The 26541-nt window shown below is 71.0% G+C and carries 28 protein-coding genes; 10 read left to right on the forward strand and 18 right to left on the reverse strand.

All coding sequences use genetic code 11. From position 1 onward, the window contains the following. Window positions 1–23 precede the first annotated feature (23 nt). Window positions 24–944 carry an alpha/beta hydrolase gene (locus NYF13_RS00440; RefSeq protein WP_315653469.1) on the reverse strand — a complete coding sequence of 307 codons (921 nt, stop codon included), beginning with the start codon at window positions 942–944 and terminating at the stop codon, window positions 24–26. A 3-nt stretch (window positions 945–947) separates the two neighbouring features. Next, window positions 948–1856 carry a diiron oxygenase gene (locus NYF13_RS00445; protein ID WP_315653470.1) on the reverse strand — a complete coding sequence of 303 codons (909 nt, stop codon included), beginning with the start codon at window positions 1854–1856 and terminating at the stop codon, window positions 948–950. A gap of 66 nt (window positions 1857–1922) precedes the next feature. On the opposite strand from NYF13_RS00445, the gene NYF13_RS00450 reads away from it, so the two are divergent. Both NYF13_RS00450 and NYF13_RS00455 read left to right on the forward strand, forming a co-directional pair. Then, window positions 1923–2711 carry a TetR/AcrR family transcriptional regulator gene (locus NYF13_RS00450; RefSeq protein WP_315653471.1) on the forward strand — a complete coding sequence of 263 codons (789 nt, stop codon included), beginning with the start codon at window positions 1923–1925 and terminating at the stop codon, window positions 2709–2711. A 16-nt stretch (window positions 2712–2727) separates the two neighbouring features. Continuing rightward, entirely contained in the window at window positions 2728–3045 is a 318-nt protein-coding gene (locus NYF13_RS00455) for a DUF4873 domain-containing protein (protein WP_315653472.1), read from the forward strand. Between the two features lie 64 nt (window positions 3046–3109). On the opposite strand, the gene NYF13_RS00460 is transcribed toward NYF13_RS00455, so the two are convergent. Continuing rightward, window positions 3110–3340 carry a DUF3107 domain-containing protein gene (locus NYF13_RS00460; RefSeq protein WP_315653473.1) on the reverse strand — a complete coding sequence of 77 codons (231 nt, stop codon included), beginning with the start codon at window positions 3338–3340 and terminating at the stop codon, window positions 3110–3112. Window positions 3341–3444: 104 nt separating this feature from the next. After that, entirely contained in the window at window positions 3445–4098 is a 654-nt protein-coding gene (locus NYF13_RS00465; RefSeq protein ID WP_315653474.1) for a ferritin-like fold-containing protein, read from the reverse strand. A 432-nt stretch (window positions 4099–4530) separates the two neighbouring features. Between NYF13_RS00465 and NYF13_RS00470 the strand changes: the two genes are divergently transcribed. Together NYF13_RS00470 and NYF13_RS00475 are read left to right on the forward strand one after the other, a co-directional pair. Next, the gene (locus NYF13_RS00470; protein WP_315653475.1) at window positions 4531–6165 is read left to right on the forward strand and encodes a DEAD/DEAH box helicase; all 1635 of its coding nucleotides are present in this window, start codon (window positions 4531–4533) and stop codon (window positions 6163–6165) included. Between the two features lie 35 nt (window positions 6166–6200). After that, window positions 6201–7760, forward strand: a complete 1560-nt coding sequence (locus NYF13_RS00475; protein ID WP_396286064.1) for a hypothetical protein — start codon at window positions 6201–6203, stop codon at window positions 7758–7760. Window positions 7761–7772: 12 nt separating this feature from the next. Here NYF13_RS00475 and NYF13_RS00480 read toward each other — a convergent pair whose 3' ends face one another. From NYF13_RS00480 to NYF13_RS00505, 6 genes are all read right to left on the reverse strand, one after another. Then, window positions 7773–8051, reverse strand: a complete 279-nt coding sequence (locus tag NYF13_RS00480; protein WP_315653476.1) for a hypothetical protein — start codon at window positions 8049–8051, stop codon at window positions 7773–7775. Between the two features lie 1023 nt (window positions 8052–9074). Next, window positions 9075–9935, reverse strand: a complete 861-nt coding sequence (locus NYF13_RS00485; protein WP_315653477.1) for a PD-(D/E)XK nuclease family protein — start codon at window positions 9933–9935, stop codon at window positions 9075–9077. A 130-nt stretch (window positions 9936–10065) separates the two neighbouring features. Continuing rightward, window positions 10066–10695, reverse strand: coding sequence for a MarC family protein (locus tag NYF13_RS00490; protein ID WP_315653478.1), 630 nt, complete (start codon window positions 10693–10695; stop codon window positions 10066–10068). A 1-nt stretch (window position 10696) separates the two neighbouring features. Continuing rightward, the gene (locus NYF13_RS00495; RefSeq protein ID WP_396286080.1) at window positions 10697–11560 is read right to left on the reverse strand and encodes a PHP domain-containing protein; all 864 of its coding nucleotides are present in this window, start codon (window positions 11558–11560) and stop codon (window positions 10697–10699) included. Window positions 11561–11625: 65 nt separating this feature from the next. Then, on the reverse strand, window positions 11626–12186 hold the full coding sequence (locus NYF13_RS00500) for a PH domain-containing protein (protein ID WP_315653479.1): 561 nt from the start codon (window positions 12184–12186) through the stop codon (window positions 11626–11628). Between the two features lie 19 nt (window positions 12187–12205). Beyond that, the gene (locus NYF13_RS00505; protein ID WP_315653480.1) at window positions 12206–12370 is read right to left on the reverse strand and encodes a hypothetical protein; all 165 of its coding nucleotides are present in this window, start codon (window positions 12368–12370) and stop codon (window positions 12206–12208) included. Window positions 12371–12560: 190 nt separating this feature from the next. Between NYF13_RS00505 and NYF13_RS00510 the strand changes: the two genes are divergently transcribed. Continuing rightward, a complete protein-coding gene (locus tag NYF13_RS00510; protein ID WP_315653481.1) occupies window positions 12561–12962 on the forward strand; it encodes an NUDIX domain-containing protein in 402 nt (133 codons plus the stop codon). Between the two features lie 613 nt (window positions 12963–13575). Here the strand turns inward: NYF13_RS00510 and NYF13_RS00515 are convergent. Both NYF13_RS00515 and NYF13_RS00520 read right to left on the reverse strand, forming a co-directional pair. Next, on the reverse strand, window positions 13576–14691 hold the full coding sequence (locus NYF13_RS00515) for a DUF2332 domain-containing protein (protein ID WP_315653482.1): 1116 nt from the start codon (window positions 14689–14691) through the stop codon (window positions 13576–13578). Between the two features lie 23 nt (window positions 14692–14714). After that, window positions 14715–15218 (reverse strand): MaoC family dehydratase, encoded by a 504-nt coding sequence (locus NYF13_RS00520; RefSeq protein WP_315653483.1) that lies wholly within the window; start codon window positions 15216–15218, stop codon window positions 14715–14717. A gap of 331 nt (window positions 15219–15549) precedes the next feature. On the opposite strand from NYF13_RS00520, the gene corA reads away from it, so the two are divergent. The 3 genes from corA (at window position 15550) to NYF13_RS00535 (ending at window position 18321) form a co-directional block, all read left to right on the forward strand. Beyond that, window positions 15550–16638 (forward strand): magnesium/cobalt transporter CorA, encoded by a 1089-nt coding sequence (corA, locus tag NYF13_RS00525; protein ID WP_315653484.1) that lies wholly within the window; start codon window positions 15550–15552, stop codon window positions 16636–16638. A 190-nt stretch (window positions 16639–16828) separates the two neighbouring features. Next, window positions 16829–17482 carry a metallophosphoesterase gene (locus NYF13_RS00530; RefSeq protein ID WP_315653485.1) on the forward strand — a complete coding sequence of 218 codons (654 nt, stop codon included), beginning with the start codon at window positions 16829–16831 and terminating at the stop codon, window positions 17480–17482. Continuing rightward, on the forward strand, window positions 17479–18321 hold the full coding sequence (locus NYF13_RS00535; RefSeq protein ID WP_315653486.1) for a chromosome partitioning protein ParB: 843 nt from the start codon (window positions 17479–17481) through the stop codon (window positions 18319–18321). The genes NYF13_RS00530 and NYF13_RS00535 overlap by 4 nt, the downstream gene beginning before the upstream one ends. A gap of 106 nt (window positions 18322–18427) precedes the next feature. On the opposite strand, the gene NYF13_RS00540 is transcribed toward NYF13_RS00535, so the two are convergent. Further along, on the reverse strand, window positions 18428–19933 hold the full coding sequence (locus tag NYF13_RS00540) for an MFS transporter (protein ID WP_315653487.1): 1506 nt from the start codon (window positions 19931–19933) through the stop codon (window positions 18428–18430). Window positions 19934–20056: 123 nt separating this feature from the next. Here NYF13_RS00540 and NYF13_RS00545 point away from each other — a divergent pair, with 123 nt between their 5' ends. Further along, on the forward strand, window positions 20057–20740 hold the full coding sequence (locus NYF13_RS00545) for a TetR/AcrR family transcriptional regulator (RefSeq protein WP_315653488.1): 684 nt from the start codon (window positions 20057–20059) through the stop codon (window positions 20738–20740). 39 nt (window positions 20741–20779) lie between these two features. Here the strand turns inward: NYF13_RS00545 and NYF13_RS00550 are convergent, their stop codons facing one another. After that, complete coding sequence (locus NYF13_RS00550; RefSeq protein ID WP_315653489.1) at window positions 20780–20974, reverse strand: PspC domain-containing protein; 195 nt, start codon at window positions 20972–20974, stop codon at window positions 20780–20782. A gap of 226 nt (window positions 20975–21200) precedes the next feature. Between NYF13_RS00550 and NYF13_RS00555 the strand changes: the two genes are divergently transcribed. Beyond that, window positions 21201–22115, forward strand: a complete 915-nt coding sequence (locus NYF13_RS00555) for a hypothetical protein (protein ID WP_315653490.1) — start codon at window positions 21201–21203, stop codon at window positions 22113–22115. A gap of 82 nt (window positions 22116–22197) precedes the next feature. Here NYF13_RS00555 and NYF13_RS00560 read toward each other — a convergent pair whose 3' ends face one another. From NYF13_RS00560 to NYF13_RS00575, 4 genes are read right to left on the reverse strand one after another with little or no spacing between them, the layout of a single operon-like run. Beyond that, window positions 22198–23370 carry a sn-glycerol-3-phosphate ABC transporter ATP-binding protein UgpC gene (locus NYF13_RS00560; protein WP_315653491.1) on the reverse strand — a complete coding sequence of 391 codons (1173 nt, stop codon included), beginning with the start codon at window positions 23368–23370 and terminating at the stop codon, window positions 22198–22200. 3 nt (window positions 23371–23373) lie between these two features. Beyond that, window positions 23374–24216, reverse strand: coding sequence for a carbohydrate ABC transporter permease (locus NYF13_RS00565; protein WP_315653492.1), 843 nt, complete (start codon window positions 24214–24216; stop codon window positions 23374–23376). Next, window positions 24216–25181, reverse strand: a complete 966-nt coding sequence (locus tag NYF13_RS00570) for a sugar ABC transporter permease (RefSeq protein ID WP_315653493.1) — start codon at window positions 25179–25181, stop codon at window positions 24216–24218. The genes NYF13_RS00565 and NYF13_RS00570 overlap by 1 nt, the downstream gene beginning before the upstream one ends. Next, on the reverse strand, window positions 25178–26491 hold the full coding sequence (locus NYF13_RS00575) for an ABC transporter substrate-binding protein (RefSeq protein ID WP_315653494.1): 1314 nt from the start codon (window positions 26489–26491) through the stop codon (window positions 25178–25180). The genes NYF13_RS00570 and NYF13_RS00575 overlap by 4 nt, the downstream gene beginning before the upstream one ends. Window positions 26492–26541 lie beyond the last annotated feature (50 nt).

The raw sequence follows: 26541 nt of genomic DNA on the forward strand, positions 1-26541 counted from the left end.
ACGGTGGGAGCCGGCCCGGCCGCTCACGGACGAGTGCGCGGGGTGGCCGCCCGGACCAGCGCCCCGATCCGGACCGCCACCTCACCCGAGCGCTCCAGCGGCAGCATGTGCCCGGCCCCCGGGTAGCGCACGAACTCCGCGTCCGGCAGCTCGTCGGCGATCACCTTGGCGTGCGCCAGCGGGCACAGCCGGTCCTTCTCCCCGGCCAGCACCACCGTCGGCGTGCCGCGCAGGGCCGCCAGGGCGACCCGCCGGTCGTGCGTGGAGATGGCGTCCTGGAACTCGCCGAGGCTCGCCGGGTGCGCGCACAGCAGCTGCTCGGCGACCAGCCGCACGTCGGCCCGCCGCGGGTGGTTCCCGAACACCAGGAACCGGGCCCCGGAGCTCACCACCGCCGGGTTCAGCGGCAGCCGCTCGCCGCGGCGGTGGGCCAGTGTCTTCGCGAGCCGCCGCTCGAACCGCACGGAGAACTCCCCGGCCAGCCCCGGCAGGCCCAGCGTGATCCGGTCCATCTGGCCCGAGGACGTGGCCACGAACGCCGCCCCGGCCACGCGCAAGGCCACCAGCTCCGGATGCCGTTCGGCCAGCGCCATCACGGTCATCCCGCCCATGGAGTGCCCGGCCAGCACGATCGGCCCGGACGGCACCCGCGCGGCGATCAGCTCGGCCAGGTCGTCGGCCAGGCGCGGGATCGTCGCGCTGCGGCCGCGGGCCGGCCCCGAACCGCCGTGGCCGCGCAGGTCGTAGCGGACCACCCGGGCCGCCGGGCCGAGCGCGGACACCACCCCGTCCCAGGTGCGGTGGTCCTGCGTCCAGCCGTGCACCAGCACCAGCGTCACCGCGGCGTCGGCCGGGCCGGAGACCTCCACGTGCAGCGCGCAGCCGTCGCTGGTGACGAACCGGTGCTCCCGCGCCGGGTGGCGCAGCCGTTCGGCGGTGGTCACGGCCTACTCGCCCTTCGGCAGCAGGAACGACTTGCGCCAGAAGTACCTTCCGGGCAGCCCCACCAGCCCGGACTCCTGCAGGAACGGCATGATCTTCTCCCCGGCCCAGGCGATGGTGGCCTGCCAGTGCGGGTTGGTCAGCGCGGCCTGGACGCCGTCGCGCGGGCGGATGCCGACGGCCTTGTAGACGTTCGGGTTGATGAACGCGCGGGTGACGAAGTAGGAGATCAGCGCGATGGTGAACTGCTGGTAGGCGATCTCCGCCTTCGACAGCTTCGCCATCCCGCGCGTCACCTCCTCGCGGGCGAACGTGACGTGCCGCGCCTCCTCCAGCACGTGGATGCGATTGACCATCCGGACCAGCGGCTGGACCTGCTCGCTGGCCATCTGCTCGCGCTGGAGCCGGTCGAGCACCTCTTCGGCGACCAGGATCGCGCCGTAGCGCGCGGGGCCGTAGGAAATGGCCGGCATCAGCTTCGCGAAGCGGCGCAGCACCGGCACCGGCCCGTACGCGGGGCAGCCGATCCGCGCGGCCATGCGCGCGAACATCGTGGAGTGGCGGCATTCGTCGGCGATCTCGGTGAGCGCGAACTGCGCGTGCGCCGTGGTCGGGTCCTCTTCGTAGACCTCTTTGAGCAGCATCTGCATCAGCAGGATCTCGAACCACAGTCCGGTGGTGGCCACGCTGGCCACCTCGTGCTTGCCCAGCTCGATCCGCTGCTCCGGGCTCAGCTTGTCCCACAGTTCGGTGCCGTAGAGCGAGGAGCGCTCGTCGAGGATGAACTTCTTGCCCTCGACCAGCGGCGCGGCCCAGTCGATGTCGACGTCGGGGTCGTAGAACTTGTTCGCCGAGGACTTCAGCAGCCGCTCGGCGGTCCTGTCCCGGTCCGTGTCCTTGAGCGTCCGCGTCATGAACTCGCCCCTTCCGGCGCCGGTGCCACATACATGTAACCCGAGGTAACAGTTACCTCTGGTAGCATGACCGGCGTGATCGAACGTGTCAAGCGCTCCAGCAAGCAGTCCGGCAAGCAACCCGCTTCCGGAGAGGCGACGACCGGCGACGCCCGGCGCGACCGCTGGCGCAAGCACCGCATCGCCCGCCGCGCGGAGTTCGTCGAAGCCGCGCTGCGGGCGCTCGACAACCACGGTCCCGACCTGGGCATGGAGGACGTCGCCGCGGAGGCGGGCGTCACCAAGCCGGTGCTGTACCGGCACTTCGAGGACAAGGCCGACCTGTACGTGGCCCTCGGCCAGCGCGGCACGGAGATCCTCTTCGAGCGGCTGATCCCGGCCATCAACGCCGAACTGGCGCCGGTGCCGCGGATCCGGATGGCGCTCGACGCGTTCTTCACCGTGATCGAGGAGCACCCGAACCTCTACCGCCTGCTCGCACACGGCGGACTGCCGGGCAAGGTCGTGGACTCCGACGTGGTGGCCGAGGACAAGGAGGTCATAGCCACCGCGTTGACCGCGCTGCTCGGGGACTACATGCGGATGTTCACGATGGACTCCGGCGCCGCCGAGCCGTGGGCGCACGGCATCGTCGGCATGGTCCAGAGCACCGGTGAGTGGTGGCTCGACCGCCGTTCGATGAGCCGCGACTCGGTCGTGGAGTACCTCACGCAGATCATCTGGGCCGCGATCGACGGGCTGACCCGCCAGCACGGCGTGGTGATCGACCCGAGCCTGCCGCTGGAGGCCAACAAGGTCGTCCAGCTCGGCCGTTCGGAGAACCCGCAGGACCCGGCCGACAGCGACGCCGGCTGAGCAGAGGAGCACGGTCATGAGCGAGCACGACGAAGACGGCTACACCGGCCCCGCGACGCTGGTCGCCGACGGCCGTGAGCTGGCGGTCGAGGTCGACCTGCGCGGGTACTTCCAGCCCATCGACGGCTACTACCACTGGTACGGCCGGATCGCCGCCGACCCGGCCGTCGCCGAGCTGGCCGGCGGGAAGAAGAAGGCGTGCGAGCTGCGCGCCGGTGACCGCACCGCCGCCGGCGAGCTGTCCGACCCCGACCCGTGGGGCCGCTACCGCGTGATGGGCACCTCGACCCCGCCGTTCGCGGTGCCGACCAGCCTCGAAGAGCTCAACGCCTGAGAAGACGCAGGGAGGCCGCCCCGGGAAATCCCGGAGCGGCCTCCCTGCGTTGTCCAGCCGGGCCTCAGCCGCTGACGCCGAAACCGACCTTGCGCGTGTCCGAGGGGGCGATCTCGACGTACGCGATGCGGTCGGCGGGCACGAGGTACTTGCGGCCCTTCTCGTCGTTGAGGCGGAAGAGCCCGTCACCGGCCGTCAGCGCGTCGGCGACCAGCTGCTCCACCTCGTCGGCGGTCTGGCCGCTGGACACCACCAGCTCGCGCGGGGTGTCCTTGATGCCGATCTTGACCTCCACGTGGGACCTCCGCAGAAAATTCGATGTTGTTACGCCTGGCAAGGCTAGCCGAAGCACCGCGCTCCGGTGCCGCGCGTCCGCGCGGTGAGGCGACGTCACGGGCCTCAGCCGAGACCGAGGGCCTGCATGCGCTTGGTGTGCCCCTGCTGCAACCGGCGGAACAGCGCGCCGATTCCCGACAGGTCGCCCGAGCCGGCCACGATGAGTTCGGCCAGGCCATCGCGCTCGGCGACGACGTACTGGGCCTGGGTCAGCGCCTCCCCGAGCAGGCGGCGGCCCCACAGCGCGAGCTTGTCGCGCGTCTTCGGGTCGGCCTTGATCCCGGCGGCGACTTCGCGCTCGGCGAACGCCGAATGGCCCGTGTCGGCCAGCACGGTGAGCACCAGGTCCTTGGTCTCGGCGTCGAGCCAGCTGGCGATCTCGCGGTAGAGGTCGGCCGCCAGCCCGTCGCCGACGTACGCCTTGACCAATGACTCCAGCCAGGACTTCGGGCGCGTCGAGGCGTGCCAGGCGTCCACCTGCGCCACGAACGGGCCCATCGCGTCCTCGACCGTGACGCCGCTGCCGGCCAGGTGCGCGGCCAGCAGGTCGTAGTGACCGATCTCCGCCGCGGCCATCGACGCCAGCGCGGCGCGCCCGGCCAGGGTGGGCGCGCTGCGGGCGTCCTCGGCCATCCGGTCGAACGCGGAAAGTTCGAGATAGGCGATCACGCCGAGCAGGTCGACGACGCCTTCGCTGATCTCTTTCGCCTCGGTCACGGCGACGAGGGTACCGCCGAACGGGCCTTGACCGCCGGGAAGAGACCGATCCCACCCGGCCCGCCGCGCCCGGTACTGTCGAAAAACTCCTGACCAGCTACACTGCGGGTGGATAGACCAAGCTTCCGCACGCCATGGGGCGGCGGGAACCAGGCGGGCGACCGGCGCCACCAGGGCAACCGGGCCCGCCGCAAATTGTGCGTGCACGCCTCCAGCGGCATTCCCGGGTGGACGGCTCCGACACCGTAAGCCGGTGCGAGCCCGAGCCCCCGGTCGAGTGTCGAGTGACAAACCGGCCTGTGCGCGCTGGTCACGAGAGAGGCGATCACCCTGACCGCAGAAGGTTCCACCACCGAAACCACGGGAAAGACGGCCGCGGCGGCCCTCGAGCACAGTGAGAGCGCACCGCCCGCGCTCGACGTTTCGCACCCGTTGCAGGCCGGGGCCCCGGTCACGCCCGAGGCCCCCACGTTCGCCGAGTTCGGCGTCAAGCCGGAGATCGTCCGCGCGCTGGCCGAGGCCGGCATCGAGCGCACGTTCGCGATCCAGGAGCTCACCCTGCCGCTGGCCATGGCCGGCGACGACCTGATCGGCCAGGCCCGCACCGGGATGGGCAAGACGCTGGGCTTCGGCGTCCCGCTGCTGCACCGCGTCCAGGTCCCCGGCGACGGCACCCCCCAGGTGCTGGTCGTGGTCCCGACCCGTGAGCTGTGCGTGCAGGTGGCCAGCGACCTCAAGGGCGCGGGCAAGCACCTCGGCATCCGCACGCTGGCCATCTACGGCGGCCGCCCCTACGAGCAGCAGATCGACGCGCTGCGCAAGGGCGTCGACGTGGTGATCGGCACCCCGGGCCGGCTGCTCGACCTGGCCGAGCGCCAGGACCTGGTGCTGGGCAAGGTCCGCGGACTGGTGCTCGACGAGGCCGACGAGATGCTCGACCTGGGCTTCCTGCCCGACATCGAGCGCATCCTGCGGATGGTGCCGGACGAGCGGCAGACCATGCTGTTCTCGGCCACCATGCCCGGCCCGATCATCACGCTGGCCCGCACCTTCCTGCGCCAGCCGACGCACATCCGCGCCGAGGAGAACGACGCGAGCGCGATCCACGAGCGCACCACCCAGTTCGTCTACCGGGCGCACTCGATGGACAAGCCCGAGGTCATCGCCCGCATCCTGCAGGCCAAGGACCGCGGGCTGACGATGATCTTCAGCCGCACCAAGCGCACCGCGCAGAAGGTGGCCGACGACCTGGTGGAACGCGGTTTCGCCGCCGCCGCCGTGCACGGCGACCTGGGCCAGGGCGCGCGGGAGCAGGCGTTGCGCGCGTTCCGCTCGGGCAAGGTCGACGTGCTGGTCGCCACCGACGTGGCCGCCCGCGGCATCGACATCGACGACGTCACGCACGTGATCAACTACCAGTGCCCGGACGACGAGAAGACCTACGTGCACCGCATCGGCCGCACCGGCCGCGCGGGCCGCACCGGTGTCGCCGTGACCCTGGTCGACTGGGACGAGATCCCGCGCTGGAAGCTCATCTCGGACACCCTCGGCCTGGACCAGCCGGAGCCGGTGGAGACCTACTCCTCGTCGAAGCACCTGTTCGACGACCTGGACATCCCGGAGGGCACGACCGGGCGGCTGCCGCTGTCCAAGCGCACCCGCGCCGGGCTGGCCGCGGAGGAGGAAGAGGACCTGGGCGGCAAGCGCCGTGGCCGGGGCGGTCCCGGGCGTGGCAACGCCGGTGGCCCGGGCCCCGACGCCGAAGAGGCCCCGCGCAAGCGCAACCGCACCCCGCGCAAGCGGACCCGCGGCGGCGCGCGGGCGGCCGAGGCCGTGGAAGCCGCCGACAACGCGGCTGCGGACTCGTCCCCGGACTCCGCGGAGGGTGGCGAGCGCAGCCGCTCCCGCCGTCGCTCGCGGGGCGCGGGCAACTCGAGCCCCGAAGCCACCGGCCCCGCCGGCTCGGCCGAGAAGGACTCCTCCGGCGAAAACGGTGAGCGCCCGGCCCGTCGCCGCCGCCGTCGCCGCCCCTCCGCGACGTCTGATACACCTGCGTCGGCAGACTGAGGGAACAGCGGAGCCGAACGGCGGGAGCAAGGCACGTGAGCGACCACGGGGACGGTGTCGGGTTCACCCCACCGGAACAGCCCGGATCGGACGTAGCGGGCGTCCCCGCCGACGGCCAGCAGCAGAACACCGGAACGCCCGGCGTCGAGAACCTCGACGCCGGGCGCTTCGGCTCCAGTGAAACCGCACCCGTCGAGGGCAGCGCGCAGAAGCACGAGGCCGCGCCCGCCGCGTACGAGGCGAAGCAGCACGAAGCCGAGCCACCCTCGCACCGAGCGAAGTATTACAAGGCCGAGCCATCGGCGTACGGCGACGAGGATGCCCTGATCCCGTCACCGCACGACGTCGCTCCAGGCCGGGGCAGCAAGCCTTCGGTGAAGGCGCGGAAGTCGCAGTGGAACCGGGGCCGGGACCGGGTGATCGCGGCCCTGATCGCGGTGGTCGTGGTGGTGGTCGCGCTGATCGTGGCCGCCAACAGCGACAACCTGCACACCAGCCGCGCGCTCGCCGAGCCGCCGCCCGCTCTGCCGCCGGCGCCCGAAGCGGTGCCGGGCTCGATGGCCCAGCTGTGGCAGGCGCCCAGTTCGGCCACGCCCGTCCCGATCGGCGAGGGCGGCACCGCCACCACCGCCGACGGCGGCGAGGTCGCCGGACGCGATCCGCTCACCGGGCGGATCCGCTGGCACTACACGCGGGACAACCTGCAACTGTGCACTGTGGACAGTGCCTGGGGCCGGGTGAACGCCGTGTACCACAAGTCGCAGGGCTGCAGCGAGGTCACGCAGCTCGACCCGGCGACCGGCCGGATCACCGCGCAGCGCAACGGCGACGCCGAACTCGGCACCCGGCTGGTCAGCGACGGCAGCCACGTCACCACCACGGGCCGGCGACTGCTCGACACCTGGCGCGACGACCTGGTGAAGAGCATGGAGTACGGCCAGGTCCCGGCCATCGTGAACCCGAACAAGCAGCCGCGCACCGGCTGCACCTACGGCACGGTCGCCGCGGCGGCGGACAAGGTCGGCGTGATCGAGCGCTGCCCGGGCGACCCGCACGACCGGCTCACCGTCTACAAGGCGACGGGCGAGCACGAGGACGAGCCGCCCGTGGTGTTCAGCTCGGTGCTGGCCGGCTCGCGCGCGCGGGTGATCGCGATGTCGGGCGACCTGACCGCGGTGCTGCTGCCGGAGGAGAAACTGCTGGTCATCTACGGTGCGGACGGGGCGGAGAAGTCCGCGTACCCGATGAACCTGCCGGCGGGCGACCTCGCTGGCGACCCAGCGGGCGGAGTCGAGCCGACCTCCCGCACCGACAGCGGCATCTACTGGTTCACCGGCACGAAGACCGTCGCCCTCTCCCGTGACGACCTCACCCCGCGTTGGACCCTGGACGGCACCCTGGGCCCCGGCATCACCTTCGCCCGCCAACTGGTCGTCCCGATCAAGGGCGGCCTGGCCGTGCTGAACGAACCGGACGGCTCCACCATCCGCACCGTCGGCGTCAACCGCGGTGACTACGCCGGCCCGGTCCGGCTGACCGAACTGGGCCCGGTGCTGTTGGAGCAGCGCGGCCCCACCGTGGCCGCGCTGAAGTGACCTCCGGCCGGTTCAGGCCCACCAGAACAACGTCAGCGCCACGAACGCGATCACCAGGACCCCGATCCCGGCCACCCCGGCGACCGTCCCGTTCCGCCGATCGGCCTGGCGCTGGACGAGCAACGCCGCCACCGCCGCGACCGGATGACCGATCAGCAGGAACAGCCCCGGCCCCGGCGCACCGGTCGCCGAGCCCACCACGGCCTCGCCCAGCACACCCACCGCCAGCACGGCCAGCCCGGCCGCGATCGAGCCGGTGAACCCCCGCCACCACCGCCCCCGCTCCTTCACGACCGCATGGTCAGCCACGACTCCGGCTTCCCCGGCTCCACCACCTCCACCGGCCACGGTCCCGGCTGCGCCCGCGCCAACAGCCACCACTCCGCCTTGCCCCGGCCCACCAGCCACCGCTGTCCCAGCCAAGGCTCCGGGTTTCGCCGCCCCATCAGCTACAGCTCCGGCTGCCCCAGCCCCACCAACCACGACGCCGGGTTGCCCTTGCCCGGCCCCACCAGTTACAGCTCCGCCTTGCCCTGCCCCACCATTTATGGTTCCGGCTGTCCCAGCCCTACCGGCTACGACTCCGCTCTGCCCCGGCCTACCGACCACCGCTCCGCCTTGCCCGGGCCCACCGGCAACGACTCTGGGTGCCCCCGCGCCACCGGTCACCGCTCCGGCTTGCCCCGGCCCACCGGCCACCACTCCGGGTGCCCCCGGCCCACCAGCCACCACTCCTGCTTGCCCCGCGCCACCGGTCACCGCTCCGGCTTGCCCCGGCCCACCGGCCACCACTCCGGGTGCCCCCGGCCCACCAGCCACCACTCCTGCTTGCCCCGCGCCACCGGTCACCGCTCCGGCTTGCCCCGGCCCACCGGTCACCGCTCCGGGTGCCCCCGCTTCACCGGCCACGGCTGTCCCAGTCTCGCCAGCCGTTACTGCGGCTTTCCCCGCCTCGGTTCCAGTTGCCCCCGCCCCATCGGCCGTCCCAGCCCCACCGGTTCCGGCTTCGGGTCCGGTCCCCGTTTCGGCTTCGGCTTTCGCCCGCCCAGCAACGGATTCCACCGTCAGCTCCACCGTCGCGTCGGCCGCCCCCTCGGCGTCGGTGGGCAACTCGGCCGTGGCCTCCGCCGCCGCATCCGCGCCCGGGCGGTCGCCGGTGCGCAGGGGAACGGTCGCCAGCTTCTCGGTGTCGGGTGACGCCACGTTCTCGTCGGTCCAATCTCCGTCGGGGCAGTCAGATTCCGGGCAACGGCGGTCCGGGCAGTCGGGTCGTCGGCGAACGCTGATCCGGGCCGTCGTCTTCCAGGGGCGGCGTCAGGGGGCGAGCAGCTCCCACGACGGCAGCCCCGGCGCCGCCTGCTGGCCCTCGGCGCAGCTCGGGCGGAAGTCGCACCAGGAGCAGCGGCGGTCGGGGCGGGCGGGGAAGAGGACGTCGCCGTCGCCGCCCGCGTCCAGGGTATCCGTCGCGAGGCGGAGGTCTCCGGCGGTCTCCTCGGCGCGTTCGAGGTGGCGCCGCAAGGTTTCCGGGGTGTGCTCGGCGGCCGCGACGGTGCCCGTCGGCAGGTGGTGCAGCTCGACCTTCGTGCACGGCATCCGCAACGTCCGCGAGGACGCCACCGCGTACATCGCCAACGCCTGCGACGCCCGCGCTTCGTACTCGTCCGGCTCCCGCCGCCCCGTCTTGTAGTCGACGATCACCAGCTCACCACCGCGCTGGTCGATGCGGTCGGCCCGGCCCTCGATGATCAGCGTCGGCGGTCCGCCGGCCGGGCTGACCGGAGCCGAAACCCAGCGCTCGAGCCCGATCGGGTCCTCGCTGACGTCGTTGTCCTCCACGTACTCCGCGACCCAGCCCTGGGCCCGGGCCCGGTACCGCGCGGCCTGCTCGGCATCGGCGAAGCCCGCGTCCTTCCAGTGCTCAGCCACGAGCGCCATCGCCCGCTGCGCCGTGCGCTTGGCCGCCGGGAGGTCGAGCAGCGCGCGCAAAGCGTTGTGCACCACCGCGCCCAGGGTGCTGTGGGCCCACGGGCCGGTGCGCTGCGGAGTCGGCCGCTGCAGGTAGTTCAGGCGGTAGCGGCGCGGGCAGTCCTCGAACGTGGCCAGCCGCGCCGGTGAGACCTTGGTCAGCCGCTGCGGCTGCTCGACCCCGAAGTCGAACCCCAGCTGTTCCTTCACGCCGCCCCCTCTCCTGGAGTCGGCGCCCACGCTACGCACCACCACCGACACTTTCCGGAGCGGGGCGCCTCCCCGGACCGCTCCGTGACCACCGGGGCACCCGGAAACCCTTGCCACTGAACGAAAGTTCTCAGCCCGAACCGTCGATGAAGCCCTTGACCGAGTTGGCCACCAGCTCGACCGCGATGGCCGCGAGCAGCAGACCGGCGATCTTGGCCAGCAGCGTGATGCCGCTTTCCTTGATCAGCCGGATGACCACGCCCGAGAAGCGCATGCACGTCCACAGCACGAAGTGCACGGCGACGATCGCCAGCGCCAGCGCGATGTACGCGCCGAGGTGGCCGTCGGCCTGGCGCACGAACACGATCGTCGCCGCGATCGCCCCCGGTCCGGCCAGCAGCGGCGTGCCGAGCGGCACCAGCGCGACGTTGACGTCGTCGCTGGCCTCGGGCTCGCTGCCGCCCTTGCCGGTCAGCAACTGGAGCGCGATGAGCAGCAGCAGCAGTCCCCCGGCGCCCTGCAACGCGGGGATGCCGATGCCGAGGTAGGCCAGGATCGCCTGCCCGGCCACCGCGAACAGCGAGATGACCAGCAGCGAGACCAGCACCGCCTGCCGCGCGGCCTTGACCCGGGTGGCCATCGGCTTGCGGCCGACCAGGCTCAGGAACACCGGCACCGTGCCGGGTGGGTCCATGATCACCACCAGGGTGATGGTGGCGCTGATGAACAGCTTGGCGTCGAAGAAGTCCGAGAGCACCATCTCACCCCCTCACGATCTGGGAACCGACGGCGCGCGAGACGAGCTCCTCGAACTGGCCCGGGTCGGTGGTGTCCTGGCCGAGCCCGATGGTCTTGTTCGTGCCGTGGTAGTCACTCGAACCGGTGCGGACCAGCCCGAGTTCGCCGGCCAGCTCCCGGGTCCGGACCCGGGTCTGCGCGGTGTGGTTGGGGTGGTCGACCTCGACGCCGGTCAACCCGCGCCCGGCCAGCTTTCGCAGGGTGTCCTCACTGATCGTCGCCCCGCGGCTGTACGCGAAGGGGTGCGCGATCACCGTGACGCCGCCCGCGGCCGCGATCATGTCGATCGCCTCCTCCACGGGGGTGTCGCGCCGCGGCACGTAGTACCCGCGCCGGCTGCTGAGGTAGTCGGCGAACGCCTCGTCGACACTGCCGACCAGGCCCGCGCGGACCAGCGCCTGCGCGAGGTGGGGACGGCCGGCGGGTGAGTCGGCGGGCAGCAGGCCCATGATCTCGTCGGCGTCGACCGGGAGCCCGTCCGCGGCCATGCGGTCGGCCATCGCGCGCAGCCGCGTGCGGCGTTCGGCCCGCAGCCGCGTCTGCTCGGCGACCAGCGCCGGCGAGGCCGGGTCGAACAGGTACGCGAGCAGGTGCACGCTGACCGGGTAGGGCCGGTCCGGTTCGTCGGACACCGTGGACAGCTCGGCCCCGGGCACGAGGACCAGGCCGGGCGGCACGGCGGCAGCGGCCGGGACCCAGCCCGCGGTGGTGTCGTGGTCGGTGATCGCGACCACGTCGAGACCGGCCCGCGTCGCGGCGGCGATCAGCTCAGCGGGGCTGTCGGTGCCGTCGGAGGCCGTGGAGTGGGCGTGCAGGTCGATGCGCATCGTGTCCATCATCGACGATGCGCTGCGTCACATCGACGCCGGTACCTGGGACAACGCCCAGGGGGTCAGCCGACCGGCTTCTTGCCCCGGGCGGCGCGCTGTGCCTTGATCATCGAGAAGCGCTCGGCCTGCTTCTGCTTGTCGCCGAACACCAGCTCGGAGATCGTGTCGTAGAACTCCTCCGGCCGGGGCAGGTAGTCGATCTTGTTCAGCGCCTGGATCTGGCCGGCGGACTCGACCACCATCGTGCCGTACCCGAGCATCCGGCCCCAGGCCGTGCGCTGGTAGGTGAGGTCGGTGACCTTGCTGATCGGCATCATCAGCACCTTGGTGGTGAACACGCCGGTGGTCATCACGAACCGCTTGTCGGTGACCACCAGCCGCTCCACCCACCACTCGACCACCACGTAGGCGAACCGCAGCACGACCAGCAGGGCTATGTACCAGAGGATGTTCTGCACGACCCACAGCGAGGGCGGCAGCAGGTACGACACCAGGACGCAGACGGCCAGCAGCGCGGCGGCCTCGAAGGTGTCCCACAGGAGCACGGCCCAGTGGCGGCGGATGCGGATGACCCGCCGCTCGGTGTCGAGGAGGTACTCGTCGGGATCGCGGGGCGCGAACATGGTTCGAGGGTAGCTCCTGTCAGCCGTGGAAGACGCCGCTGACGAACGTGATCACCGATTCAGCCGAGCTGCGGAGGAAGTCGACGATGTTGCCGACGAGACCCGCCGCGTGATCCGGCTGGGCAATCACGAAGAACAGCACCAACGCGATACCCACGAGACCCGCAAGCTTCTTCGCGTTCACAGCGATCAATCCCGTCTCTTAACGTGACACCGGAAAAACTGACTTTCTACGTTGTACCGCACCGACCGCCCGAGCGGGAGGAAAGTCCCGCGCATGGGTCAGCAGGGCGATCGGAGTGTACCGTATGACTACTCTCCGTGTACAGCACCGCGATTCCGGACCGGGAGCGCACTGGCTAACGTCGGCGGACATGGACCCCCACGTGCGCTGCGTCGGCGGCATCGTGTTCGACGACCTGGGCAGACTCCTGTTGATCCAGCGCGGAAACGCGCCCGGCAAGGGCCTCTGGTCGGTGCCCGGAGGACGGGTTGAACAGGACGAAACGGACAAGATGGCCGTGGTGCGGGAGCTGCGCGAGGAGACCGGGTTCGACGTGACACCGCACACACTTGTGGGCAACGCGGTCCGCGGCCGTTACGACATCTACGACTACTCGTGCACCGTCACCGGCGGCACGCTCACCGCGGGCGACGACGCGGACGCCGCCCGCTGGGTCGACTCGGCCGAACTGGTCGCGATGGACGCCGCGGGCCAGCTCGCGGAATTGCTCTTCGTGACATTGCGTGACTGGGGAGCGCTGCCGCGGAGGTGAGGAATGGTGTTCGCATTTTCGTGGCGGCGTGTCGGCAAAGGGAGACGCGCGACTGTGACGCGGAAAGGCCAATGGCGGTTGTTCACCGGCTGAGCACGGCGAATGGGGCAATTGGCGGTATTCGTTATCGCTCATGCGCATGAGTGGGGGTGTCGGCCGGACGGGGGTGAGCGGACCCGGTGCGAATGATGGGGTGAAAGTGGCGCCTGTGACCCTGAGTGCGGAGAGGCTGGGTCGCGCTGCGCGGTGGGCCGCCCTTCACCGATCGACCGGCCGGTGAGCAGGCGGATCCGCCGACCGGCGGGATGGCCGCCCATCGGGCGATCGGACCGCCCCGCCCGCCGCCGGACGGCCGATTCCGCTGCGACCGAGCCGACCACCACGTCGACCGCCGACCGGCGGCTTCACCGGGCTGAGCCGCGCCGCCACTGAGCGAATCGCAGCCCCCAGGCGTCTTCCGGCCACAGCTTCCGGTCACGCCCGGCGTGCAGCCAGACCCACCCAGCCCGCTGCCCGGCCTCTGTCGCTAGCCGAGGACGCCCGGCCGAAGCTCTCCGGTCAAGCCCAAGCACCGTCCGGGCCGTCCGGTTCAGCGGGCCGTCCGGGCGCCTGGCTAGGCGGGCAGCCAGGTCATCCGCTGCCCGTGCGGTGTGGTCCGGGCCAGGGCGCGGGCCTCGGACCGGCCGTCCGTGAAGTGGATCAGCCCCAGCACGCACATCTCCCCCGTGCCCGGTACCGCGGCGGCCAGGTCGGGGCGGTCCGGCAGGACCAGGTCCAGGGCCGCGCCGTAGAACCCTTCGGTCACCCACCAGACCGGGCGGTCCTTCGACAGCTTCGCCAGCTCCTCCACGAAAGCGGCGCGGCGGTCGCCGAAGTAGGCCAGGGCGTGGCTGGTCAGCACCACCAGCGGCAGCTCCGCCGGCAGGGAAGCGGCGGCGGACTCCAGGTCGTCGATGCCGTCACCGGTCAACAGGGTGGGCGCGTGCTTGCGCTGCTCCGCCGCGGCCGTGCGCAGGAGGCGGATCCGGTCGGGCTGGTCGGCCCAGACGCAGGCCTCCAGCCAGGCCAGCTCGTCCTCGTCGGCCAGGTCCACGGGAGCCCGGTCCAGGCCCGCGCGGGCACCGATGGCGATCTTCTTCGGCAGCTTCGGCAGGACCGCGCCCGGGGCGAGGTCCAGGCTGCAGTGCAACCCCACGGCGGCCTTGGCCGGGCCCGCGACGAGTTGCTCTCCGCCGTCGCACTGGTAGCGGTAGGCGAAGCGGTCCAGTCCGAGCAGCAGGCCGGCGCTGCACCCGACCTCGAGGAGCGCGATCTTGCCGGCCGCCTCCCTGGCCGCCGCGGCGATGGCCGGGTAGACGAGCGCGGCGCGGCGCACCTCGTTGGTCTGCGTGTAGCGCGAAGCGATGATCTCCCGGGCCTGGTCCGCCCGCTCCAGCAGGAACGAGCGGAACAGCGGCCAGGTCTCCCCGTCCACGCCGTCGAACCCGCCGAGGGAGGGGTAGTACCGCGAGAGCGGATGGATCGGGTCGGCCTGGACCAGCCGGTGGGCCGCGGCCATCAGCAGCGTGCCGCGGGCTTCGCCGCCACGGGCGTCCGCCAGCAGGCCGGCCACCTCGTCGTCCTCGGCCGCGCGCGTGGCCAGGTGGTCGTAGAGCGGGGAGACGCCGCGCGCTTCGACCTCGGCGAACTCACGCAGCGTCTGCTTGATCTTTTCCAGGGCGATGGCCACCCGTGCTCCTCGGTCCGGTCGGTTCACTCGTGCGGCGTCGGGCGGCCGGGCTGCTCGCCACCCCGGGTGTCGCCGTAGGACCGCTTCGGCACCATCACCTTGCGGCGGAAGGTGCACACGATCGTGCCGTCCTGCTTGTAGCCCCGGGTTTCCACGTGCACCACACCGCGGTCGTCCTTGGACTTCGACGGCGTCTTGCCGAGCACCTCGGTCTCACCGTAGAGCGTGTCGCCGTGGAAGGTCGGCTTCACGTGCTTGAGCGACTCCACCTCGAGGTTCGCGATGGCCTTGCCGGAGACATCGGGCACCGACATGCCCAGCAGCAGCGAGTAGATGTAGTTGCCGACCACCACGTTCTTGCCGAAGTCGGTGGTCTCACCGGCGAAGTGGGCGTCGAGGTGCAACGGGTGGTGGTTCATGGTCAGGAGGCAGAAGAGGTGGTCGTCGTACTCGGTGACCGTTTTGCCCGGCCAGTGCTTGTACACCGCGCCGACCTCGAACTCCTCGTAGTACCGGCCGAATTGCACCCGTCTGCCTCCCGTCCGCGTAACGCCGCCTGAGCCGCGTGCGACACGTAATCGTGGTGAGGAGTACCCTCAACCATTGGTGTTCGTGCGTCAACGCGAGCCCCACCACTCTCCGCGTCTCACGACCGCGCCGGACCGAAGGAGGTGAGGAACGCCCCATGAGTAGTGGCGATAGTCCGCTCCCTAGTAGTCCCAGCGTTCCCCCTTCGGCCGGTCTCCCCCGCTCCTGCTGGTAGGCCTGGCGATCCGGGAACGCTGGTAACGGGCGGACGTGCAAGTCCGCCTGGCCGTCGTCTTCGTGCTCCACCACGACGCCAGCTCAGGAGATTCCATGCCTGCCATTCCCTCGCTCGGCGGCCTTCGAGGCCGCGGCGGAAACCGCGCCAAGGCGACGGCCCCGCGCCCGATCCCCGTCCCGCTGTCGGCCTACGTGGTCGACTGCGCGGTGTACGTGGAGGGCAAGCGGCTGCCGGGGCGCTGGACCCATTCGGAGGCCATCGGCGAGGTCCGCAAGCGCCACGCGGGCTTCGTCTGGATCGGGCTGCACGAGCCGGACGCCGAGCAGATCCAGGGCGTCGCGGACACTTTCGGGCTGCACGAGCTGGCCGTGGAGGACGCGCTGGAGGCCCACCAGCGGCCCAAGCTGGAGCGCTACGACGACACGCTGTTCATGGTGGTCAAGACCGTGCGCTACGTCGAGCACGAGTCGCCGACCACGGCCAACGAGATCGTCGAGACCGGCGAGCTGATGGTGTTCCTCGGCCGCGACTTCGTGATCACCGTCCGGCACGGCAACCACTCCGGTCTGGCCCGGCTGCGCCGCGACCTGGACGAGGACCCGGAGCGGCTCGACCTCGGGCCCGCCGCCGTCGTGCACGCCATCGCCGACCACGTGGTCGACCACTACCTGGAGGTCACCAGCCGGATCGAGGCCGACATCGACGAGATCGAGGCGCAGGTGTTCGCGCCGCGCTCGCTGGTCAGCGCCGAGCAGATCTACCTGATGAAGCGGGAGGTGCTGGAGCTGCGGCGCGCGGTGATGCCGCTCGGCACGCCGGTGTCCCGCCTGGCCGAGGGCTACACCCGGCTGGTGCCGGACGAGGTCCGCTCCTACTTCCGCGACGTCGCCGACCACCTCGCCACCGTGTCCGAGCGGGTGGCGGCGTTCGACGAGCTGCTGAGCACCCTGGTCGACGCCACCGTCGCCAAGATCTCGCTGCAGCAGAACACCGACATGCGCAAGATCACCTCGTGGGCGGCGATCATCACCGTGCCGACCATGGGCGCCGGCATCTACGGGATGAACTTCGACTACATGCCGGAGCTGCACTGGAAGTTCGGCTACCCGCTCGTGGTCGGCGTGATCTTCGCGATCTGCCTGCTGCTCTACCGAATATTCAGGAAGAACGGCTGGCTCTAGCCGGCCCCGTCCCCTTCCCCCACCCGGTAGCCCTGCAGGAGTACTCCGATGCCTCGTCTGCTGACCAACCTCAAGTTCTGGGCCGTCACGCTCAGCCTCGCCTGGATCCTCGCGATCGTCACCGTGATCAGCCTCAACCCGGGCTTCTCGCACGGCATGAAGTAGCGCCGCGGCCCGTTACCCTGGGCACATGCCGAAAGCGCTGGTGGTGGCCGACGAGGTCGACGAGCGGTTGTGGACCGGTGCGGTCCGCGCGCTGCGGGTCGACCTGGTCGTCGGGGCCGGCGACCTGCCCTACGACTACCTCGAGTTCCTCTCCAACGCCCTCGACGTGCCGTGCGTTTTCGTACCCGGCAACCACGACCCCGACCTGTCGGGCTACACGCGCTACGGCGGACTGTCCATGAAGGACGGTTTCCCGACCGAGTGGCCCGGCCCGGCGGGCGGGGTCAACGCCGACGGGCGGGTGGTGGACGTCGCCGGGATCCGGTTCGCCGGCCTCGGCGGCTCGGTGCGCTACAACGAAGGCCCGAACCAGTGGACGCAGCGACAAGCCTCGCGGCGCGCCCGGGCGCTCGAACGGCGGGCCCGGTGGCGGCGGTGGCGCGACGGCCGCGAGGTCGACGTGCTGCTCACCCACTCCCCGCCCCGGCGCCTCGGCGACCGCGAGGACCCGCCGCACCGCGGCTTCTCCTGCCTGCACCGGACGATCGAGACGCTGCGGCCGCGGTGGCTGCTGCACGGCCACATCCACCCCCACGGTGAGCCGGTGCCCGACCGCCGGGTCGGGCCCACCACCGTGCGCAACGTGGTGGGGCACCGAATCATGGAGTTCCCGCGATGACCCGACCCACCGGCTTCCCCCGCGCCGACGCCGAGCACGACTTCCTCCGGGCCCGGCGCGGCCAGGTCCTGTCCCGGCTGGCCACCTGGCTGCGCCGCGAGCCGGACGACGTGAACATCATGCTGCCGTTCCACGAGGTGGTGGAGGCGCTCGGCTACGCGGGCGAGGCCCGGCTGGGGCTGCGGGTGATCCGGCTCGACTCGATCGTCGGCACGGTGGACCGCAGCCGGGACTTCGACCGCCGCTTCCGCCCGACCTCCGGGCGGGTGCGCGAACGCTGGGAACGGCTCGCGCTAGCCGCCCGCCGGGGCGAGGAGATTCCGCCGATCGAGGTCTACCGCGTGGGCGAGCTGCACTTCATCATCGACGGCCACCACCGCGTCTCCGTGGCACTGGCCCAGGGGGTGTCCACAACGGAGGCTTCGGTGACGGTGGTGCGCACGAAGCTGGACCCGAGCGGCATCCGCTACCGCGGCGACCTGATCGTGAAGGACTACCGGCGGCTGTTCCTGGAACGCGTGCCGCTGACCGGCCACGCCCGGGCTTCGGTGATCGTCTCGGACCCGTGGGACTACGCGCGGCTCGGCGAGCACGTCGAGGCCTGGGGCTTCCGGCTGATGCAGGACGAGGGCCGCTTCAGCGAGCGGGGTGCCCTGGCCCAACGCTGGTTCGACGAGGAGTACACCCCCGTCGTCGACCTGCTCCGGCAGGCCGACCTGATCGGCGACCGCACCGACGCGGAGGCCTACATGTGGGTGGCGTCCGAGCGCTACCGGCTGATCCGCACCCACCGCTGGGACGACGAGGTGATCGAGGCGTTGCGCGCGCGGCGGCACTGAGGCCCCGCGGCCGACCCGGTTATTCGTCCATTTCGGACGATCACGACCCCGGGCCCCTCCCGGCCGAGGTCGGGAGGGGCCCGGCGTCGCCGACGTCCGAGACCGCTTACACGTGCACCGCGGTCACCGTGGCCTGCCCCTTCGGCGCTCCCGAGCGCAGGAGCAGGGCGGTGATCACCGAGCCGGCCACGAAGATCGCCGCCGCCCAGGTGAAGGCGGTGGTGTAGCTGTGCACCGCGGCCTCCGCCGCGAGCTGCGGCGTCGGGGTGCGACCGGCGATGAAGGACGAAGCCGCGTTGCCCGCCAGGGTGCTCAGCAGGGCCGTGCCGATCGAGCCGCCGACCTGCTGCATCGTGTTGACGGTCGCGGAGGCGACCCCCGCGTCGTGCTGGTCGACGCCGAAGGTCGCGACGCTCATCGCGGGCGCCATGGCCAGGCCGATGCCCAGGCCCATCACCATCAGCGGGCCGAGCACGCCGCCGGCGTAGGTGCTGCCGATGGAGATGCCGCTCAGCCAGAACAGCCCGAGCCCCGCGATCAGCATGCCCGTGGGCACCAGCGGCCGCGGGCCGAACCGCGGCAGCAGCACGCTGGTCGCGGTGGTCGCGGCGATCATCAGGGTGGCGACCATCGGCAGGAAGCCGAACCCGCTCTGGATCGGGGTGAACTTCAGGTTCAGCTGCACGTAGAAGGTCAGGAACAGGAAGATCGCGAACATCCCGATGGCGAGCAGGAACATCGCGAGGTACGCGCCGCCCCGGTCCCGGTCGAGCAGCACGCGCAGCGGCAGCAGCGGGTGCCGGACCCGCTGCTGCAGCCAGACGAACGCGGTCAGCAGCACCAGTCCGGCGGCCAGGAAGCCCCACACCGAGACCGAGCCCCACGAGTCGTGCTCGGCGTTGGAGAAGCCGTAGACCAGGGCGAACAGCCCGGCCGAAGCGGTGACCGTGCCCGGTAGGTCGAGCTTGGGGCGCGGGCCGCCGGACTCCTGGCGGCGCAGCAGGATCGCGCCGCCGACGAAGGCGACCACCGCGAACACGATGTTCACGAACATGCACCAGCGCCAGTCCAGGTACTCGGTGAGCACCCCGCCGAGCAGCAGGCCGATCGCGGCACCCCCGCCGCCGATCGCGCCGAACACGCCGAACGCCCGCCCGCGCTCCTTCGGGTCGGTGAACGTGGTGGTGAGCAGCGAAAGCGCGGCCGGCGCGAGCAGCGCGCCGAACACGCCCTGTGCCGCCCGGGCGATCAGCAGCATCTCGATGTTGCCCGCCGCGCCGCCGATCGCGGACACCGCGGCGAAGCCGGCGAGACCGACCAGCAGGGCGTTCTTGCGGCCGAACAGGTCCGCGAGCCGCCCGCCGAGCAGCAGCAGGCTGCCGAACGCGAGCGCGTACGCGGTGACCACCCACTGGCGGGCGTCGTTGGAGAAGCCCAGGTCGGCCTGGGCCGAGGGCAGGGCGATGTTCACGACGGTGGCGTCGAGCACCACCATCAACTGGGCGAGGCCGATCACCACGAGGATCAGCCAGCGCCGGGCGTGGTGCGGGTTGTCGGCGTGGCTCGGCGCGTCCTCCCCCGGACGTTCGAGCGTGGCCGTTGGCTCTGTCATGCGGGCGAATCCCTCACTGGTAGTGATCACAGCGCTATGTGGAGTAAGTACCTCCCCTTACGTCGACCAAGGTACACAAAAAGCGGAGAACCCGCCTCGACTTATTTTGGTAACCTGGTCTTCATGACCCGGGACGCTGCTCCCGCCGCACCGGCGCGGCCGCTGCGGCGTGATGCCGAACTCAACCGCCGTCGCATGCTCGAATCGGCGCGAGCCGTCTTCGGTCGGCGCGGGCTGGAGGCCACCCTCGACGACGTCGCCCACCACGCGGGGCTGGGCGTCGGCACCGTCTACCGGCGGTTCCCGAGCAAGGAACACCTGGTCGAGGCCATGTTCGCCGATCGGATGGAAGACCTGACCGACCTCGCCGCCCAAGCGCTGGAGCACGAGGACCCCTGGGTGGGCTTCGTCGAATTCACCTGGCAGGCCGCCGAGTTGCACTCGTGCGACCGCGGGCTGCGCGAGATCATGCTGTCGAAGGCGTTCGGGCACGATCACGTGGCCGACGCCAAGGCGCGGATGGTGCCGCTCATCACCCGGCTCGTCGAGCGCGCGCAGGCCTCGGGCCAGTTGCGCGCCGACGTGGTGCCGACCGACCTGCCGCTGATCCACCAGATGATCGGCTCGGTCGTGGAGTACACCGGCCAGATCGAGCCGCGGCTGTGGCGCCGCTGCCTGGCCCTGATCCTCGACGGGCTGCGCGCCGAGCCGGGCCGCGCCTCCGACCTGCCCCACCCCGGACTGGACCAGGACGAGATCGACGAGGCGATGTGCGCGTGGCGGCTGCCCAAGCGCAAGGACTCGTGAGCGGCCGCGACGGGGAACCGGCGCGGCCGCTCCTGAGCCCTACTCGCTGGGGATGATCGCCCAGAGGATCAGGTAGGCCACGAACTGCGGGCCCGGCAGCAGGCAGGACAGCACGGCCAGCAGCCGCACCTTGCCCGCCGAGACGCCGAAGCGGCGGCCGAGCCCGGCGCACACCCCGCCGATCCTGCGGTCGTTGCGCGGACGGCTGAGCCGGCGTGTGACGGTGGTGGTCATCGTCTTCCCCTCCCGATGGGTGCTTGGTCCCATGCCACCACGGCGAGCGGGGCGCGCGCATCGCCCCGCGGGACGATCCGGGCCCCTAGGGGACGGCCGGCTCAGGGGTGGAATCCTCCGGCCGGTGCCCAATTTTCCGACGCTGACCTGCGAAGACGTTGTCGGGGACGGTGAGATTTCCCGGTCAGGGCTGGTGCTTGCGCCGTTCGTGGTGATACTTCACCCCGTGCGCAACCCACTCGGACCTGTAGTCGTCGCGCTCGTTGGCACCCTGGCCCTGGCCGGCTGCGCCGGCGCGCCGGCGGCCCCCGAAGACTCCTCGCCCACCCCGCTGACGGCGAGCGCGGCGCTCGGTGAGTTCACCACGCTCGACTACTGCAGCTTGCTCGACGTCGGCCGGCTGCGCGGCGCCACCGCCGACCGGCCGGACTCCTCGTTCGACTCCTGCCGCGGCGAGTTCGTCCAGAACGGCCGGCACCGCGAGGTGGCCGTCGGCCCGCTCCGCGCCGACGCCGATCCCAACGTCAAGCCCTACTACGGCTACCCCGGCGTGATCCCGGACGGCCTCGCCGTGGCGGAGTCGAGCTTCGACGCGGACACCTCGTGCGCACGGGTGATCACCTTCGCCGACGGCATCCGGCTGAACGTCGCGGTCACCGACTCCGCGGGCCCCTCGGCGAACGCCGACCGCTGCGCCGACGCCGACGCCACCGTCAGCGGGGTCTTCGCCGCCATCAGCGGGAACCACGTTCGGCACCAGGACTTCGCGGACCGCTCGTGGGGCCGGGTCGACGCGTGCGCGCTGCTGAGCGGGCCCGACCTCGACGCCGTCAGCGGGGCCGGCGCCCAGCCGGCCGTGGCCCTGTCCGGGCACTCCTGCATCCGCGGGCGGCTGAGCGTGAAGTTCTCGGTCGAGCCGTCGGCGCCCGCCGGGCCGACCGAGGTGCTGGGCGGACGGTCCGCCCGCGTGGCCGCCGACGGCGCGTTCTGCCACGCCATCGCCACGCAGCCGGCCCCCGGCGCGGCGGGCCGCGGTGAGCAGGTCGAGGTGGACGTGGTGGACACCAGCGGCTCGGCCGGCGACGCCGCCTGCGCGGACACCCGCACCGCCGCGGCCGTCGTCTTCGCGAAGGTGCCGTGACCGAGCCGGCCGGATTCCCGGAGCCGCATACGCCGGTGCCCGGCGGGGAAACCCCAGCCGGGCACCGGGCTCACCTCCGGGGTTACTCGCTGTAGGTGATGTTGCGGCCGTTCGCCGGGTCGAACAGCTTGACCTTGTCCGGGTCGAACCAGAGCCGGACCTCGGCGTTCTCCTGGGCGGCCGAAGCGGCCGACAGCCGCGCGACGACCTGGGAATCGCCGCCCGGCACGTCGGCCGAACCGCTGTCCGCGGCCAGCTCCGCGAGCTCGGCCGAGGTCGCGGCGCCGCCCTCCAGCGTGAAGTGGGCGAACTTCTCCGAGCCCATCGACTCCAGTACGTCCACCCGGGCGGTGAAGGTGCTGCCGCCCGCGGACTCGACCAGCGCCGCGTCCTCGAAGTGCTCCGGCCGCACGCCGACGATCACCTCGCGGGGCGCGTCCGCCGCCTCGGCCATCCGGCGGATCCGGTCGGTCAGCGGCGTGGTGCCCAGCGGGCTGCGCAGCTCACCGTTCTCCAGCGTCGCCGGCACGAAGTTCATCGACGGCGAGCCGATGAACCCGGCCACGAACAGGTTCGCCGGGTTGTCGTAGAGGAACTGCGGCGCGCCGACCTGCTGCACGTACCCGCCGCGCAGCACCACCACCCGGTCGCCCAGGGTCATGGCCTCGGTCTGGTCGTGCGTCACGTACAGCGTGGTGGTGCCGAGCTGCTTCTGGATCTTCGACACCGAGGTGCGCATCTGCCCGCGCAGTTTGGCGTCCAGGTTGGACAGTGGCTCGTCCATCAGGAACGCCTTGGGGTTGCGCACGATCGCGCGGCCCATGGCCACCCGCTGCCGCTGCCCGCCCGAGAGGTTGGCCGGCCTGCGGTCGAGGTGGCCGCTCAGGTCGAGGATCTTCGCCGCCTCCTCCACCTTGGACCTGACCACGGATTCGTCCACCTTGGCCAGCCGCAGCGGGAACGCCATGTTCTCGCGCACGCTCATGTGCGGGTACAGCGCGTAGGACTGGAACACCATGGCGATGTCCCGGTCCTTCGGCGCCTTCTCGTTGACCCGCTCGCCGTCGATGCGCAGCTCACCGGAGGAGATGTCCTCCAGCCCCGCCACCATGTTGAGCGTGGTCGACTTCCCGCAGCCGGAGGGGCCGACGAGGATGATGAACTCGCCGTCGGCGATCGTGATGTCCACTTCGGACACCGCCAGCGCCCCGTCGGGATACTTCTTGGAAACCTTGTCGAGAACGATCTCAGCCATGGATCAGCCCTTCACCGCACCGGACGTCAGCCCCGCCACGATGCGACGCTGGAAGAACAACACGAACAGGATGATCGGGACGGTGATCACGACCGCGGCCGCGCTCACCTGACCCGTCGGGTCCTCGAACTGCGAGGACCCGGTGAAGAACGACAGCGCGGCCGGCACCGTGCGCGACGCCGTGGTGGACGTCAGCGAGATGGCGAACAGGAAGTCGTTCCAGCAGAAGATGAACGCCAGGATCGCCGTGGTGAACACGCCCGGTGCGGCCAGTGGCGCGATCACCTTGCGGAACGCCTGCGCGGGCGTCGCCCCGTCCATCTTCGCCGCCTTCTCCAGCTCCCACGGGATCTCCCGGAAGAACGCGGAAAGCGTGTAGATCGACAGCGGCAGCGCGAACGTGATGTACGGCAGGATCAGTCCGGGCCAGGTGTCGAACAGGCCGAGACTGCGCTCGATGTTGAACAGCGGTGTGACGAGCGAAACCTGCGGGAACATCGCGATCAGCAGGGAGAGCCCCACCAGCAACTGCTTGCCGGGGAAGTCGAGCCGCGCGATGGCGTAGGCCGCCATCGTGCCCAGCGCCACCGCGATCACCGTGGCGATCACCGCGATGCCGATCGAGTTCACCAGCGCCCGGATGAACTCCGTGGTCTGGAAGATGTCGGCGTAGTTCTTCAGCGTCCACGACTTCGGGAAGAAGCTGCCGTCGGCGAGGGTGTCCTTGGTCTTGAAGGACAGCGAAACCACCCACAGCACCGGGACGAGCGCGAACACCACCACCAGGATGTCCACCAGCCCCCAGCGGATCTTGCGGCCGGTCGTGACCGCTCCACCCATGACCATCAGCGTTTACCCCCGTTGTCGCTGCCGGGTGCGGCGGTGCCGAACACCTTGATGAAGATAAACGCGATGATCGCCACCGTGATGAAGATCAGCACCGCCATGGTGGAGCCGATGCCGAGATTGAGCCCCTTGACCAGGTTGTCGTAGGTCTGCATCGACACGGATCCGGTGTCCTGCGCGCCGTTGGTCAGCACGAAGATGTTGTCGAAGATGCGGAACGCGTCGAGCGTGCGGAACAGCAGCGCGACCAGGATCGCCGGCTTCATCACCGGCAGCATCACCTTGGTGAACCGCTGCCAGGCCGTGGCTCCGTCCATCGAGGCGGCCTTGAGCAGGTCGTCCGGCACCAGCGCCAGCCCGGCCATCAGCAGCAGCGCCATGAACGGCGTGGTCTTCCACACCTCGGCCGAGATGATGATGAACAGCGAGGGCCACCGTTCGGTCAGCGGCGCGCCGCCCGAGGCGAGCAGGTTCGCCAGGTAGCCGCTCTTCGGCGTCCACGCGAAGAACCACGAGTACGCCGCGACCACCGTGACGATGCCGTACGGGATCAGCGCGACGGTGCGCACCAATCCCCGGCCGACCAGCGTGCGGTGCATGACCAGCGCCAGCAGCATGCCGAGCACGAACTCGATCGCCACCGACACCACGGTCAGCAGCATCGTCGTGCCGAACGCCGTCCACCAGTACGAGTTGGACAGCACGGCCGCGTAGTTGGCCAGGCCGACGAACTCGTGCTGCAGGGGGAACCGCAGGTCGTAGCGCTGCAGGGAGAGCCACACCGAGTAGATGATCGGGTAGCCGGTCACCGCCACCATCACCAGGAACGCGGGCGCGCACAGCCAGAGCCCGAGCCGGCGCTCGGCCTTCTTCCCTTCGCTGAGCGCGGGTTTGCCCTTCCGGTGGGTGGCCGTCTGGTGCGTGGCCGTCGCGCCCGTTCCGGCCGCGGGGTCCTGGACCGTCACGGGATCACTCCCTTCGACTGGAGCGCGTCGTTGAGCTGCTCTCGCAGTTTGTCCGCCGTCGCCGGCGGGTCGATGTCCGAAGGCGGCGAAAGGATCTTCGCCATCACCGTCGCGGCGTTCTGGTACGCGGGGGTGAGCGGGCGGACGGCGGCGGTGCTCAGCGCGCTCAGGATGGTGTCGCGCATCGGGTACTTCACCGCCATGTTCGGGTTGTCGGCCGAAGCCGGCTTCGCCGCGTCCACCGGCACGTCGTCGTGGTACACCGATTCGATGGTCGGCGGCACGCCGTCGTTGATGGCCGAGAACTTCTGGCTCTCCGCACTGCGCAGGCACAGCGCGGCTTCGAAGGCCTGCGGCTTGTGCGCGGAGTACGTGCTCACCGCGAGGTCGTAGCCGCCGATCGTGGTCTTCGCCGGCGTGCCCGCCTTGGCCTGCGGGTACACCGCCCACTTGAAGTGGGCCAGGTCCTGCGGCTTCTCCTCGGCGTAGGAGGGGTAGACGAACGGCCAGTTCAGCTCGAACGCGGCGTCACCGCGCTGGAACGTCTGGCGGACGTCGTCCTCCTTCTGGTTGGTCAGCGACGGATCGGTGATGCCCGAGGAGGTGACCTGCTTGAGCAGTTGCAGCGCCTGCACCGCGCCGGCGTCCATCACCACGGACTTGCCGTCGTCGGACAGGATGTGGCCGCCGAGGGATTCGACCAGCGTGTTGTAGACGACCACCAGGCCCTCGTACTGGGCCCCGGTGAACACGATGCTGTACGGCTTGTGCTCGCTCTTGAGCTGCTGCGACATCTGCATCATCGCCTCCCACGTCCGGGGCGGGCTCGGGGTGATGCGGTCGTCGTACCAGAGCAGCTGGATGTTGGTGTTCTTCGGGGCCGCGTAGACCTTCCCGTCGTAGGTGGCGGTCTCCATCGGCGCCTTGAGCACCCCGGCCGTGGCCGCCGCCTTGTCCTCGCCGGTCCACTCCTGGGCCCAGCCCGCCTCGGCGAACTCCGAGACCCAGGTGACGTCGAGGCCGAGCACGTCCATCGAGGTGTCGCCGGCCGCGAGCCGGCGGGCCATCTGGATGCGCTGGTCGTCGGCGCCGCGCTGGAGCTTGTTGTAGACGATCTCGTAACGCCCGGCCGCCGCCTTGTTGCAGTTGTCGACGACGGTCTGGAAGTGGTCCTCGGGCGCGTAGTAGACGTTGATCCGGACCCCGGAACCGGACCCGCAACCGGCCACCAGGCCCGTGGTCACCAGCCCCGCGGCCAGCAGCGCGGCGGCCCTCGCGGGCGAACGCCCCCGCAGCCTCTTCTTCCCCATTAGATTGCCTCCTCACCCGCGTGCACGTCGGTTACCGTGAAGCCCCCAGG

The sequence above is a fragment of the Amycolatopsis sp. PS_44_ISF1 genome, assembly GCF_032335455.1.
GTDB lineage: Bacteria > Actinomycetota > Actinomycetes > Mycobacteriales > Pseudonocardiaceae > Amycolatopsis.